This window comes from Psychrobacter sp. JB193 (assembly GCF_002285555.1).
In the GTDB taxonomy this organism is placed as follows: domain Bacteria; phylum Pseudomonadota; class Gammaproteobacteria; order Pseudomonadales; family Moraxellaceae; genus Psychrobacter; species Psychrobacter alimentarius.
This window is the reverse complement of sequence record NZ_NRGY01000002.1, coordinates 1,135,871-1,149,732: the sequence shown is the minus strand read 5'-3', so window position 1 is coordinate 1,149,732 and position 13,862 is coordinate 1,135,871. Positions and strand designations below refer to the sequence as shown.

Annotated in this window: 12 protein-coding genes; 10 read left to right on the top strand and 2 right to left on the bottom strand. The window is 43.6% G+C overall.

Features of this window, described 5'->3' with window-relative positions; translation table 11 throughout:
* Positions 1–197 precede the first annotated feature (197 nt).
* The 3 genes from dnaQ to nudC all read left to right on the top strand — a co-directional run bounded on the left by dnaQ (position 198) and on the right by nudC (position 4,805).
* The gene (gene dnaQ / locus CIK80_RS12915) at positions 198–1,841 is read left to right on the top strand and encodes a DNA polymerase III subunit epsilon (RefSeq protein WP_095570305.1); all 1,644 of its coding nucleotides are present in this window, start codon (positions 198–200) and stop codon (positions 1,839–1,841) included.
* Positions 1,842–1,985: 144 nt separating this feature from the next.
* The gene (locus CIK80_RS12910) at positions 1,986–3,668 is read left to right on the top strand and encodes a hypothetical protein (protein WP_095570304.1); all 1,683 of its coding nucleotides are present in this window, start codon (positions 1,986–1,988) and stop codon (positions 3,666–3,668) included.
* Positions 3,669–3,809: 141 nt separating this feature from the next.
* A complete protein-coding gene (gene nudC / locus CIK80_RS12905; protein WP_095570303.1) occupies positions 3,810–4,805 on the top strand; it encodes an NAD(+) diphosphatase in 996 nt (331 codons plus the stop codon).
* A gap of 22 nt (positions 4,806–4,827) precedes the next feature.
* On the opposite strand, the gene CIK80_RS12900 is transcribed toward nudC, so the two are convergent.
* Positions 4,828–5,763, bottom strand: coding sequence for a DMT family transporter (locus CIK80_RS12900; RefSeq protein ID WP_095570302.1), 936 nt, complete (start codon positions 5,761–5,763; stop codon positions 4,828–4,830).
* A 92-nt stretch (positions 5,764–5,855) separates the two neighbouring features.
* Between CIK80_RS12900 and CIK80_RS12895 the strand changes: the two genes are divergently transcribed.
* From CIK80_RS12895 to CIK80_RS12865, 7 genes are all read left to right on the top strand, one after another.
* On the top strand, positions 5,856–6,746 hold the full coding sequence (locus CIK80_RS12895; protein WP_095570301.1) for a LysR family transcriptional regulator: 891 nt from the start codon (positions 5,856–5,858) through the stop codon (positions 6,744–6,746).
* A gap of 337 nt (positions 6,747–7,083) precedes the next feature.
* Entirely contained in the window at positions 7,084–7,938 is an 855-nt protein-coding gene (locus tag CIK80_RS12890; protein WP_095570410.1) for an RnfABCDGE type electron transport complex subunit B, read from the top strand.
* A gap of 98 nt (positions 7,939–8,036) precedes the next feature.
* Positions 8,037–8,732, top strand: a complete 696-nt coding sequence (gene nth / locus CIK80_RS12885; protein WP_095570300.1) for an endonuclease III — start codon at positions 8,037–8,039, stop codon at positions 8,730–8,732.
* Positions 8,733–8,909: 177 nt separating this feature from the next.
* Positions 8,910–9,506, top strand: a complete 597-nt coding sequence (locus tag CIK80_RS12880) for a DJ-1/PfpI family protein (RefSeq protein ID WP_095570299.1) — start codon at positions 8,910–8,912, stop codon at positions 9,504–9,506.
* 162 nt (positions 9,507–9,668) lie between these two features.
* Positions 9,669–10,835, top strand: coding sequence for a methionine adenosyltransferase (gene metK / locus CIK80_RS12875; protein WP_095570298.1), 1,167 nt, complete (start codon positions 9,669–9,671; stop codon positions 10,833–10,835).
* Between the two features lie 71 nt (positions 10,836–10,906).
* Positions 10,907–11,278, top strand: a complete 372-nt coding sequence (locus CIK80_RS12870) for a DUF3144 domain-containing protein (protein ID WP_095570297.1) — start codon at positions 10,907–10,909, stop codon at positions 11,276–11,278.
* A 222-nt stretch (positions 11,279–11,500) separates the two neighbouring features.
* Positions 11,501–11,824 carry a hypothetical protein gene (locus CIK80_RS12865; RefSeq protein ID WP_095570296.1) on the top strand — a complete coding sequence of 108 codons (324 nt, stop codon included), beginning with the start codon at positions 11,501–11,503 and terminating at the stop codon, positions 11,822–11,824.
* 153 nt (positions 11,825–11,977) lie between these two features.
* On the opposite strand, the gene CIK80_RS12860 is transcribed toward CIK80_RS12865, so the two are convergent.
* Positions 11,978–13,627 carry a BCCT family transporter gene (locus CIK80_RS12860; RefSeq protein WP_095570295.1) on the bottom strand — a complete coding sequence of 550 codons (1,650 nt, stop codon included), beginning with the start codon at positions 13,625–13,627 and terminating at the stop codon, positions 11,978–11,980.
* Positions 13,628–13,862 lie beyond the last annotated feature (235 nt).

Sequence of the window (13,862 nt, the reverse complement as noted above, 5' to 3'; positions counted from 1 at the left end):
AGAAAACCAGCAGGTTACTATTATCCTATAAAAAGGCATCTATGAGTTCGCGATTTTGTACATGACGACTGCCCATATCAGCGATAGATTTGTTATACTCAAACCCAGCATCTAGATGGGTCGTTATCGTAACCCTCACCGTAGCATCGCTTTTCTTTCTCTCCCTTATTTAGCATTTATCAGGTCAATATATTTTTATGTCAGACAATCGCAACACACCCTCATTGAACCCACATAGCACGATAAACCCATTGGCTGCCAAAGCGAATACCACTGTGGCTTATACGGATGGTGCCTGTAAGGGCAATCCTGGTGCTGGTGGCTGGGGCGCGCACCTTATATTCAGCGATGGTAGCACGCAAGATTTATATGGCGGTGATAAAGAGACGACCAATAACCGTATGGAGTTGATGGGTGCCATACAAGCACTGATGCACAGTCCTCTTGAGCAAAAACTTGAGATTTGGACCGACTCAAGTTATGTCCAAAAAGGGATTACAGAATGGATCGAGGGCTGGAAAAAAAGAGGCTGGAAAACAGCGGGCAAAAAACCTGTGGCCAACCAAGATCTTTGGCAACAATTGGATGCGTTGACTCAAAAACGTGATGTTGATTGGCACTGGGTAAAAGGTCATGCTGGACATGCTGGCAACGAAAAAGCAGACGAATTAGCAAACCTAGGCGTAACCTCAAGTAGCGATCATTCATCAGCCATGCATACACAGGACTTATCTAAAAAAAAAGTGTCCATAATGACTGATGATGCATCAACGGCTTCTGGTCATGACTGGCTAAGTTTTGACCCTCTAGGTCTGGATATGGAAGAGGACGAACTTGATGAAGAACTTGATAATGAGCCACTAGAAAGTCATAACAATGACAATAATATAATGGCTAAAGACGCTATAATAGACACAAATCGCTATGAGGCACACGCTCATACACCGCCTCATGCGACCAAACCAATGAGTACTGTAGATATGCCAGAAGCCCATGTACCAATGAATGTACCAACATCTGTACCAATGACCGATACAATGAATGAAGACAAACTGTCAGAGGTAGCGGATGATGGTGTTAAATTCGATGGTGATACCAGTCGTGCCAATCCGCACTTTAAGCCGCTGCTACCTGAACCAAAACACCGTCATGAATCTGACCGTCAACTGATTATGGATACCGAAACCACAGGACTTGATGCGCTAAAAGGCGATCGTGTCATCGAAGTTGGTATCGTCGAGATGGTTGGGCGTAAATTCACTGGCGAAAAACTGCATGTCTATATCAACCCACAGCGCGGTATGGATGAGGAAGTCATTCGCATTCATGGTATCTCTGAGGCATTTTTAGCGGATAAGCCAACCTTCGATCAAGTGGCAAAATCGCTATATGACTTTATGGATGGGGCAGAAATCATCGCCCATAACGCCTCGTTTGATATGAACTTCTTAAACATGGAGTTTGCTAAAGTTGGTCTCAATGACTTTGCCGAGCGGGTACGAGTGACTGACTCTTTGGCCATGGCAAAACAGCAGTATCCAGGGCAAAAAAACACCCTAGATGCCTTAGTAAGACGCTTAGATGTGGGTAAGCAAGATCGTACTTTCCATGGCGCTTTACTTGACTCAGAGATTTTGGCTGAAGTATATTTAGCGATGACAGGTGGGCAGGTCACGCTTGCCATTGAGGAAGATGCACAAACTGAGGGCGGACAAACTGCCCATGCAAATTTTAGCGATCTAGCCGCTTTATTGCTGGCGTCAAGCACAGACGAAGACGCAAACCAACAGTGGTACACCTCGCTTTCAGAGGACTACCCTGAGCTCAAAGCCCATATGTAGTTATCGATCGTGACCGTTTTTGATATTACCAATTCTACAGTACAGCATTCATGATTATAATCAGCGTTAAAACAGCACCCATACCTACTTTTAGCATTATCTAACCCATCGCCATTCTCATCAGTACATTATGGAAAAATAACTATGGACCAGTCTGCGCAAATGAAATTAACCGCTCCCACGCTTAGTATCACTGATTTCAATCTACCCTCACTACATTTGCTGCATGATGAGATTATCGTAACGCTAAAAGATGCCGAGATTCATCTGGGTGAGTTCAATGACGATGACAGTCAGGCACCTTTACTGCTAGATTCTATCGTTGTCCTAAAGCAGTTATCCTATATTTTTAAACTGATCTCTTTGGTCGGTGCCGAAGTCTTAAATACAGCTATTGCCAATGGATTGCAGCGTCTTTATGACAATGGTGATAATAATGATATCGATTTGATTATGGATCTATCAGAAGCCATTATGACACTTGAGCGTTATGTCGAATTTGTACTATTGACGGAGTCGGTAGAGCCCATTTTATTATTGCCAGTGATCAACAAACTGAACGCTCATAGCCATCAAAACCTTATTTCAGCAGATTATTTTTCTGCTTTTGGTAGCAGTAGCGTTATTATTGCCAATCCTGAAAGCAACTTTCAGCCACTCAAAGAGCTCGATATCGATAACGAACTGTTGACCTACGCCTATCGTAGTGGGCTTAGCGTGGTTCTACTCAATCAAGATGGCAACATTAGCCCAGATGAGCAACAAAAAATCGATGCCATGAGTGCGGCCTGTGCGCTGATTGCCTCGAAGACCGACAGCTTATTTTGGCAAGCAGCCAATACCGCTGTCACTGATATCGCCACCCTGTTGCCGCTGACCTTGAGTCAAAAACACATCTTTATTTATTTGGAGCAACAATTCCAAAGCTATCTACCAGTGATGGATAGACGTTTTGCTGATTTGGTCAGCTTTGCATGCCAGCGTAACACTATTGAGGCGCAGCAACTGCGTGAACTGTACGCTGACAACCAGTTGGATGGGCCTCAGATTGAACAGATGAAGCGCTTTTTATTTGGGCCTAATCGTACGTTGACTGATACTTTAAACACGATTATTCAAACCCAAATCAACACAATTAAAGAAGATGTAGACAGTTACGCCCGCGGTGACTCCATTAATCCTGCTGACATGCAGACAGCACAGATTACTGACGAACTTACTGCATTGAGCTCAGCACTACGACTACTTGGTCTAACAAGTGCCGCCAGCAGTCTCAGTACAGCTGCACAAGCGGTCAAGCATTGGCGAGCGCCTGCACCTGAGGATTTTGATCATTTATTATTGGCCTTGATGCATGCAGAAAATGCCACCATCGCGATGGCAGAAACACATACCCCAGGCGCTATTTATTTGCCATTGAACAACCCTCATATCTCATTGCATCAGCTCAATACTGCCAATGATACCTTGATACAAGAGAGTCGTACCGCGATTGCCAGTGCCGAACAAGCTATCACTGACTATTTGGCTGAGCTAGAACGAGATTTACTAAATATTCAAAACGTACCCGAGATGATGCGCCAAGTATCAGGAGCTGTACGCTTTTTGCAACTGCCAACCCCTGCCAGCATGCTCAGTCAACTGGCTAGCTATATTGAACAGCGTATCGAAAGTGGACGTCGCATAGAAGATGATACCCTGTCCTATATTGCCGATATTATTATGGCGGTTGATTATCATTTAGAAGGTTTGGAATACAATCGTCCTGTCAGTAAGCAGGCGCTTAATGTCGGTCAACAAAGCTTAAGCGCATTATTGGCGGCCTAGTGTCGATACAGTTTGATCGTAATGATCATCGTTATGCGAATGATGTTTCATTACGATAGAATTCTCTATATTTTTATTACTTCAAACAGGTTTGTATGTCACGTACTACAAACTTGTTTTTAATGCTTTGGAATGTCGTATATGACCCATGCTTTCGTATTTCGTGATGACACTCTTTTATGTCATCAAACATCTGATGGCTGGTGGCCATTGCAGGTTCAATTACCGCAGTCTGCTCCACATTCAGAAGATAGCGAGCATTCGCCAACCTATCAAGTTGGTCGAGTGGCGCTACTTGAGAGCCTGGCACCCAGTCATTGGTTGTCTGATAGTTTGCCAAAAAATTCCGTTGAATTTGGCCATCAAGCGACTAAGACTGATGGTTTTACTTCTGATCCTTTTCAAGCCCATCCTTTCGATTCCGACACTTTCACAGCTCAAAGCACCAGCGCCATTACTGATGCCTATGCCCTAGCACACAATATTGTCTTGCCAACAATAACTGACCATAGCGGATACGATTTTTTGCCTTATAGACAGCTCATTACCCAGCTGCCTATTGCACTATCTACTCAAATCAGCCAAGCCATACAGCTATTGCGTTGGCAAGAAGATACGCAGTTTTGTAGTCGCTGTGCCACGCCTGCCGTTCATACTAAAACGGACGAACGCGCGATGGTCTGTCCCGTATGTCAGTTGCGCCAGTATCCTCGTGTCCAGCCATGTGTCATCACTGCTATCACTCGTCCCAATCCGAAAACGGGAGAAATGCAAATCTTACTGGCACAGCATCGACGCCATGGCGTGCAAAAGCAGCCAGCCATGTATGGTTTGATTGCTGGCTTCGTCGAAGTAGGTGAAAGTTTGGAGCATGCCGTGGTACGCGAAGTCGCAGAAGAGGTAAATATCAGTGTGACCAATATAAGCTACGTAAGCAGTCAGCCTTGGCCGTTTCCTTCTAACTTAATGCTTGGTTTTAAAGCCACTTATGCAGAGGGTTATATCGTTATTCAAGAAGAAGAGCTGACCCACGCGGATTTTTTTGATATCTCAAACCTGCCCCAAATTCCTTTTAAGGGCAGTATTGCTTATGAGTTGATTGCACTGGTCGCTCATGAACAAGGCGTGAGCTTATAAGCGTTTGGTTTATCTATCTCACTTAAACAGTGGCTTTTCGGCTTGCCAAACGCGCCTGTTGCCATTTGAACAGTCTGGGTATTAGTAATCCAGCGATGACAATCATCATACCGACCAACTGTAAAATTGTGACTTGCTGACCGTAAGCGAATGCAGTCAGCGCTGCAAAAACGGGCACAAAATTAAAGAATAAAGACGCATTGGCAGCACCAAGTTGCTTCACGCCAGAAATCCATAACAGATAACCGCCAACCGTGCCAAAGACCCCAATAAATACCAAGTCAACAAGAACGCCACGACTGATCACTAGGCTTTCTTGTATTGGGTGCACCTCTGCACTAAACAGTACCATCAGCGAGATGACGCCCAGACCTGACAGCATACCAACCAAGGTATAAGGTATCATTGGCATCCAGCGGCTAATGCCTTGGGTCAGATAAGTGTACAGACTCCAGCACAGCATGCCTAAAAAGATCATTTGATCGCCGTGATTAAACTCGAAACCCAATAGTTTGGCAAATGCGCCATCAGTGAGTACCAGTAGCACTCCAGAGAGACAGACCACCAAACTAAAAAGTGCGCCCTTGGTAGGAAACTGACGCTGCGCCACAGAACCGATCAAAGACGTTACTAGTGGGCTGAGTGCCATAATCAACGCACCATTATTGGCATTGGTCTGAGCCAAGCCTGTGAACAGACCCAGATTCAAACCGCCAACACCGATGATGGACACGCCAATTGCCCACACCCACTGTTTTGGTGTGAGACTCGGCATTGGCATGTGCTTATATTTTGCATAAAGGTACAGACACACAGCGGCAATGCTAAAGCGCCACATAACTAAGGTTAAGGCATTGACCTCTCCCAAAGCATGTTTGCCAACAGGGAAACTTGCACCCCAAAAAAACGTGCACAGCAACAGACATAGTACGGCATTGGTATTCGCGGAACGGCTCATATTACATCCAAAAACTTGCGAAAAGATAACCACCAGTGTATATATTTTAAATACGGTATAAACAAGCAATAACGAGAGCATAGATTCCGAATATGAAATTTAACTACTCCCTCGATGACATGCGCAGCTTTTGCGCCGTTGTCAGATACGGCAGCTTTCGTCAAGCCTCTGTCATGCTAGATATGCCGCTATCAACATTGAGTCGCCGCGTTGCCAAATTAGAATCCGATCTAGCACTCAGATTACTCAATCGTGATGCGCATCGCGTACAGCTAACCCATGCAGGACAACAGTATTATAAAAGTAGCGCCCATCTGTTTGACGAATTAGAAAACGTCGCGGTTTGCTTATTACAAGATAAAAACCAAGCCAAAGGTACGATTAGAATCAGTGCCCCGGTCAACTTTGGCAGCGATATTTTGGCACCCTATTTCAATGCCTTTTTAAAGCAATATCCAGATATCCATTTGGATTTGCGACTATCCAATCAAACCATTGATATAGAAGCACAGGCCATTGATATCGCTTTTCGCATCGGTGAGCACAGTGCTGATCATTGGATTGGACGACAGCTGACCAATATTCGCTTTATGATTTGTGCCTCAAGTAATACCAATATCTCTGCTATTCACGTACCCAGCGATTTGACAGGCTACCCTACCGTATTGTGTACGCCTATGTCGACTTGGCACCTGCAACATCGCACAACAGGTGAGGTACAAGCACACCAGCCAATGCACAATGTCCGTCTAAAGGTCGATAACATCAGCTTGTTGACAAGGGCTATCGCAGACGGTATTGGTCTGGGTTTTATTCCCGATTATGATGCTGAGCCTCTGATAGCATCAGGACATTTACAACAGGTATTGCCCGATTGGCATAACCAACCAAGAGGCTGTCAGATGCTCTATCGTGACCGTGATAACATGCCTTATCGTATGCATTTATTAATCGATTTTATGCTCAAGTGCTTTGATAAGTAGGCGCTTCGCCAATGATTGTTTTCTCATGCTGATAATCAGTATCACGTTTGAGCCAAATGCCTCATGCTCTCGTCATGATTTTTTAATTTTACCCTCATAATCTTAGTATTTGACTATACTGTGTTAGGGCTTCAAATGTGTTAATCTTTCGCGGCAAAAGAGCAATCGCTAGAGCTGGGTTGGTTGCTATTGACCATATAACCTCCGTACACAAACTTGTGATATACCGATAAAGTGCCCAATTAATAGCCTTTTGTAATAGTCACTTTTCTGTCTCTTTATTGACAGATATAGGAGACAACCTTTGATAATGACCGATATTAAGGCCTGCAATACCATGTCCCAAACCGACACCCATTCTCAAGATGCTCAACAAACTCGCTTGGCAGACCTGCCCATCTTGTTTACGTCATTGCACATTGACACCCTGCCTACTGATGTACAAGCAAAAATTTCACGTATTGATGCTTGTTTACCGCAAACTCAATGTGGTCTTTGTGAGCATCCAGATGGCTGTTTACCCTACGCCGCTGCCATCGTCTTAGATAACGAGCCACACAATAAATGCGTACCTGGAGGGCAACCCGTCACTGACGCCATCGCTCAGATTCTGTATCCTAACAATCATAAGATACCCCTTAAAGCCGTTCCCTCTCAATGGCCAGTAGATACTGCCTCTGCCAGACCTACTGAGGTGCGTGCGGTGATTCGTGAGGATGACTGTATTGGCTGTACCAAGTGTATTCCTGCTTGCCCCGTTGATGCTATTGTCGGTACTGGCAAACACATGCATACCATCTTTACTGATCTCTGTACTGGCTGCGAGCTATGTATCGCGCCTTGTCCCGTCGACTGTATTGACTTGGTCACAATAGAGCGCGAGGTTTCTGTCTCTGAGCGAGAAGCCGAGCAAGAAGATTTGAGACTGCGCTATCACACGCATTTAAGACGAGTGACCGAACAGCTTGCAGATAGCAGCAATAGCAAACCAGTGGTCAGCATGGTAGAAGCCAAACTGAACAATGCAGCGAGCCAATCTCTCAATATCAGTGAGACTCAAGCAAAAAACACCATTGCCGCGGCCAAATTACGTACCAAGATTAAGAAGTTGGAAAAACAACTGAGCGTTCGTGCCAATGAGCAAAAGCAAGCTGAGCTTGAGGCACTACAGGCCGAGCTTTTACAGTTCTAATCATTTGATACACAATACGCGCTGTTCAATTGCTATAAAATAGCCAAAATAAGAGCTTGACTCATTCATTGCCCAATAACATTTATTAATAAAATATTATGAGTAAAACTGTCAAACATAAAACAGCCGATACACCGCCATCGAGAAGAATGCCCAATCGTGATGTACGTCCATTTTTTGAAAAACTGGCGGCGACGATTGATGAACCAGTTACTGAACTCAATTATGCCAGCAATTTTGAGTTATTGATTGCCGTCATATTGTCTGCACAAGCAACAGATGTGAGTGTCAACATTGCCACCCAGCAATTGTATCCGGTGGCAAATACACCTGAGGCGATATTGGCACTGGGTGAAGAGGGTTTAAAGGCGTACATTAAAAACATTGGCTTATACAATGCCAAAGCCAAAAACGTCATCAAAACCTGTCGCGATTTGATTGAGAAATTTGATAGCACTGTCCCTGATAATCGCAAAGATCTAGAGTCACTAGCGGGTGTTGGGCGTAAAACAGCCAATGTAGTTCTAAACACAGCGTTTGGACAACCAACGATGGCGGTCGATACGCACATCTTTCGCGTCGGCAATCGCACGGGGCTTGCCACTGGTAAAAACGTCTTAATTGTAGAAGAAAAATTGGTTGAGCGTATTCCAGACGATTTCATCGTTGATGCGCATCATTACCTTATTTTGCACGGTCGCTATACCTGTCAAGCTCGCACACCGAAATGCGGCGCCTGCCCTGTCTATGCTGAATGTATGTTTAAAGACAAAGCCACGTTTTTAGAACTATAACTTTTTGACCTATAGCGTTTCAACCCATAACGATGGATTATACGTCAGGCTATCATTACCACTTCGATAAATTACCCTATCGTTTATATCAATAGGTAAAGCAAAAACTTTGGACTCTAGTTGCCATGGATGGTTACTTATCGTTATAAAAATCATTTTTATATTAAGGAAAATCAAATGAATACGATCACCGCATTGCTGTTTGACGACTTTGAAACTTTGGATTTGTTTGGGCCTATCGAGATGTTTGGAAGTATACCTGATTATTATCGCATTCAATTTGCCTCGATGACCGGTGGTATTATTCGCAGCAAGCATGGTGTTGCTATGCAAACGGCTGCCGTCACAAAATTAGACGATCAGACTGATATTTTGTTGGTGCCAGGCGGGATGGGTACTAGGCAATTGGTGCAAAACCAGCCTTTTTTGCAGATCATCACAGCGCTTGTTGAACAAGCGAATTGGGTGCTTAGCGTCTGCACTGGTAGCGCCTTGTTGGCTAAGACAGGGGTTTTGAACGGCAAGCGCGCCACCTCTAACAAGCTGTCGTGGCAATGGGTAATATTGCAATCTGATAACGTCCATTGGATAAAGCAAGCACGCTGGGTAGTCGATGATAAGTTTTATACGTCATCAGGTGTGAGTGCTGGTATGGACATGGCACTCGGTTTTATTGCTGACAGACATGATGTAGAGACCGCACGTCACATTGCCACCTATACCGAATATCGTTGGCAAGAAAATAGTGATATCGATGACTTTTATCGCCCTTGATCAAGGCTCGGTTACCTCATAATGCCATCCATCGCTAGAGTTTTGCCTCGATACACGTTAAAATACGCTAATTTTTTGATTCTTTTTCATCTTTTATTTTTCTATACATTTAATAATGACTGAGTGCGTAAACTACAGTCCCTGCAATTAAGCGATCCCATTATGCGTGAATACAACTTATTTACCTCAGAATCTGTGAGCGAAGGCCATCCTGATAAAATGGCTGACCAAATATCAGACGCTATCCTTGATGCTATCTTGAGTGAAGACCTGCATGCACGTGTGGCCTGCGAGACTTTGGTCAAAACAGGTGCGGTGATATTAGCAGGTGAAATTACTACAACTGCCAATATCGATTTGGAGCGTCTGGTTCGTGATACTGTGAATGGCATTGGTTATCATCATTCAGATTTGGGCTTTGATGGCGAAACTTGTGCTGTCATCAATATGCTTGGTAAGCAATCTCCTGAAATTGCTCAAGGGGTTGATCGCAGTGATCCTGAAGAGCAAGGCGCAGGTGACCAAGGTCTAATGTTTGGTTATGCAAGTAACGAAACTGACGTCTTAATGCCCGCTCCTATCGAATTCGCTCATCGCTTAATGGAGCGTCAGTCTGAGCTACGCCGTGCAGGAGAGCTACCGTGGTTACGTCCAGATGCCAAAGCGCAAGTTACCCTAAAATATGATGGCAATAAGCCTGTCGCCGTTGATGCTGTTGTTTTATCGACCCAGCATGATCCAAGCATATCGCAAAAGGATCTGCAAGAAGCAGTGATGGAATCTATCATCAAGCATGTATTACCAGCTGAGCTACTACATGCAGGTACACGCTATCATATCAATCCAACCGGTAAATTCGTCATCGGTGGCCCTGTTGGTGATGCAGGACTGACAGGTCGTAAAATCATTGTTGATACTTACGGCGGTATGGCGCGTCATGGCGGCGGTGCATTCAGTGGTAAAGATCCTTCAAAAGTAGATCGTAGCGCGGCGTATGCGGTGCGTTATGTTGCAAAAAACATCGTAGCAGCAGGACTGGCTGAGCGCTGTGAAATACAAGTCAGCTATGCGATTGGTGTCGCTGAACCGACTTCTATTTCTGTCAATACTTTTGGCACCAATAAAATCAGCAATGATGAGATCATTCGTCTGATTCGTACGCATTTTGACTTGCGTCCTTATGGCATTACTCGCATGCTCAATTTATTGCAGCCAATGTATCAGCAAACCGCTACTTTTGGTCATTTCGGTCGTTTGGGCTCAGAAACCGCCTTTACGTGGGAAAAAACAGACAAAGCTGAGATCTTAAAAGCAGACGCTGGTTTATAGAAATTTTACTTTATATCGTTTATGAACCATTTTTATAAACTTAAAATTCCGACACTTATTAGGAGTCGCTTATGTCTCAAGACAATATTCAAGACAACAACATTCAAGACAACAATGTGGATGCAAACATTGAGATCACCCCTGAAATGCAGGCATTTTACCAGCGCGCTGATGCCATTATCGGTGTTGCAAATAGCCAATTGGGGCCAGAAGCACATTCTGGACAAGTAGGTGCTTCTTTATTGTATGCAGCCGCACGCTATAGTGCGTCAGTCGCCTCTATCGGTTTTATTAAAGGTGACGACTTTGCCAAAGAAAAAGACGATATCGTTGAATTCTATGTCAAACAGTATCGTCAGATGTTAAGCGATAACTTAACAGATTATGCGCAAAACTTTGATAAATATGTTCAAATCAACAAAGATGATAAACCAGCTGAATAAAGTCAGCTTGCTTATTTGATATTTTAATAGCAGTAATACTTATATTAAAGCCCAAGCTGTCTGACAAGCTTGGGCTTTTTTGTTGATACTTTTAACCTCATTAGCCTCATTATATTTTAAGAACGATACCCTATAGATGGTCGCTTATAAATGCGCTACTATCAATAAGACAGCAGAACGTCGGTAACAAAAATCACCATCTTCATCTCATAAGGACATACCATGATGATCAATTTGCTTAAATCTTCTTTACTTGGTTTAACCCTAACAATGGCACTGACAAGTTGTAGTTATTTACCGAGTCCAGACACAAATACCGCACCTACTCAGCCAGCTAAGACCAGCAATACACTACCTAAAGGCAGCTTTACTCAATGCCCGCCTTCTAACGCGAATGCTGGAGATACCATGTGTACCATGCAGTATGATCCAGTCTGTGTAAAAACCAAGGTCGGTTCCGTAATTGGTTACCGTACAGCAGGCAATGCTTGCTCTGCTTGCAATATGCCCGAAGCAGTAGGCTATGTGAAAGGTGAATGTAAATAATACCGCACCCAAAGATTTAAAATCATGCTCAGACAACTGAGCGCTTTAAACAAAATTATTTGCCATACAGACATAAAAAATCCTAAAACACTCATGTGTCTTAGGATTTTTTGTTTTAGATAACCATCATATGATAGCTATTTTATCAGCGAACTATTCGTCTTTTGTAATCTTGGGCGGCCCTTTTAATAAGTGTTCATCAGCAAATTCATTGGCTGAGTTATGATCGGCAGACTCTTCAGTAATAAAGTGCTGCTGAGCCCGATAAAGTATCAGTCGGTCTCGACCCAAACCACGATGCAACGCATACATCATCAAAAATATGACCAAAGCAAAGGGCAGTCCCGCGACAATAGCTGCCGCCTGTAAAGCACCCAAGCCACCAGCAGCCAACAGAATAGCAGCAATCAAACCTTCCGTAATGGCCCAAAACAAGCGCTGAATTTTAGGTGGATTGGTATCACCACCAGCAGTCAACATATCAATCACAAAGCTCGCCGAATCTGATGACGTGACAAACCATAGGATGATCATAACAACGATAAGTAACGTAATCGGTTTTGTAAATGGATAATACTCAACCAGTCTAAAAATGGCACTACCCATGTCTTGCTGTACGGCTTCTACTAAGCCTGGATTGGCAAGGGTTGGATCAAGCCCTGCAAGCAGCTCCATATGGATAGCCACACCGCCAAAAGTTGTGAACCAGAAAAATAAAAGCACCATTGGAATTAAAAGCACACCCAATACAAACTCGCGAATCGTACGACCACGGCTGATACGAGCAATAAACACCCCTACAAATGGTGCCCAACTTACCCACCATGCCCAGTAGAACATGGTCCAACTGCTTTGCCAGTCTGTATTACTATAAGACTCACCCCACGTTGATAAAGGTATTAAATTAACTACGTAATTCCCGATATTTTCAAGAAAGCTATCAAGAATAAATAAGGTTGGCCCCAAAATAACCATAAAGGCCAAAAGTATACCTGTGAAGCCCATATTGATATCGCTTAAGCGTTTGATACCTTTATCAAGACCAAGCATCAACGAACCACATGCAAGTGCGGTCACAAAAGCAATAGTAATAAACTGTACTGTCAAATTGTTGGGAATACCAAATAAGTTCTCTAGACCTGAATTGATCTGCATAACACCCAGACCCAAAGAAGTTACTACCCCAAACATCGTACCGAACACGGCCAAGATATCAACCGTATGACCCCAGCGACCGTAAATTTTTTCGCCTAATATAGGATACAGGGTTGAGCGAATAGAGAGCGGTAAACCACGACGAAAATGGAAGTAAGCCAACGACAACGCTACAATGGTATAAATGGCCCAAGCATGTAAACCCCAATGCAAAAATGAGATGCTCATTGCTTGCTTGGCAGCCTCTATCGTCTCCGGCTCGCCAAGCGGCGGTGCCATATAGTGATACAACGGCTCAGCTGTGCCCCAATATACCAATCCGATACCAATACCAGCTGAGAACAACATGCCAATCCATGAGAACAGACTGTACTCTGGTTTCTCTGTCTGTTGGCCTAAACGTATATCCCCATACCGACTCGCTGCAAGGTAAATACAAAAGATCAGCGCCAAGTTCATCAAAATGGTGAACATCCAGCCGAACTTATCAGTAATAAAATTTTGTAAGAAAGTAAATAGTGTTCCTGCTGTTTCGGTGAAAAAAGCACCAAAAATAATAAACCCTACGATAAGTAATGCCGAAGTAATAAACACAGGTTTACTAACTCGGGGGAATGGGCCTAATCTGCCAACCTTTACATGATCCATTATTTATTAGCCTCGATTTTTTAGAAGGGTCACCTTAACAAGGTCGCTCATAATTATCAAATCTAATTCAAATACTTACAATTTCGTTACTAATAGACATACTATAAAATTATGTGGCATATCCATATGCAGTTTTACAAGAAATAGACAAACTAGGTAGCGCTATTTACCTCAGTTTGCCTACTAATTTTTGTATTCACAGATAATTTTTAAAACAATAAAACAGAAATATAGG

Bases quoted from the DNA above. Each gene is read 5' to 3' on its own strand.
- nth (WP_095570300.1), top strand. From the start codon at position 8,037: ATGAGTAAAACTGTCAAACATAAAACAGCCGATACACCGCCATCGAGA.
- CIK80_RS12890 (WP_095570410.1), top strand. From the start codon at position 7,084: ATGTCCCAAACCGACACCCATTCTCAAGATGCTCAACAAACTCGCTTG.
- nudC (WP_095570303.1), top strand. From the start codon at position 3,810: ATGACCCATGCTTTCGTATTTCGTGATGACACTCTTTTATGTCATCAA.
- CIK80_RS12865 (WP_095570296.1), top strand. From the start codon at position 11,501: ATGATGATCAATTTGCTTAAATCTTCTTTACTTGGTTTAACCCTAACA.
- dnaQ (WP_095570305.1), top strand. From the start codon at position 198: ATGTCAGACAATCGCAACACACCCTCATTGAACCCACATAGCACGATA.
- CIK80_RS12870 (WP_095570297.1), top strand. From the start codon at position 10,907: ATGTCTCAAGACAATATTCAAGACAACAACATTCAAGACAACAATGTG.
- CIK80_RS12880 (WP_095570299.1), top strand. From the start codon at position 8,910: ATGAATACGATCACCGCATTGCTGTTTGACGACTTTGAAACTTTGGAT.
- metK (WP_095570298.1), top strand. From the start codon at position 9,669: ATGCGTGAATACAACTTATTTACCTCAGAATCTGTGAGCGAAGGCCAT.
- CIK80_RS12900 (WP_095570302.1), bottom strand. From the start codon at position 5,763: ATGAGCCGTTCCGCGAATACCAATGCCGTACTATGTCTGTTGCTGTGC.
- CIK80_RS12895 (WP_095570301.1), top strand. From the start codon at position 5,856: ATGAAATTTAACTACTCCCTCGATGACATGCGCAGCTTTTGCGCCGTT.
- CIK80_RS12910 (WP_095570304.1), top strand. From the start codon at position 1,986: ATGGACCAGTCTGCGCAAATGAAATTAACCGCTCCCACGCTTAGTATC.
- CIK80_RS12860 (WP_095570295.1), bottom strand. From the start codon at position 13,627: ATGGATCATGTAAAGGTTGGCAGATTAGGCCCATTCCCCCGAGTTAGT.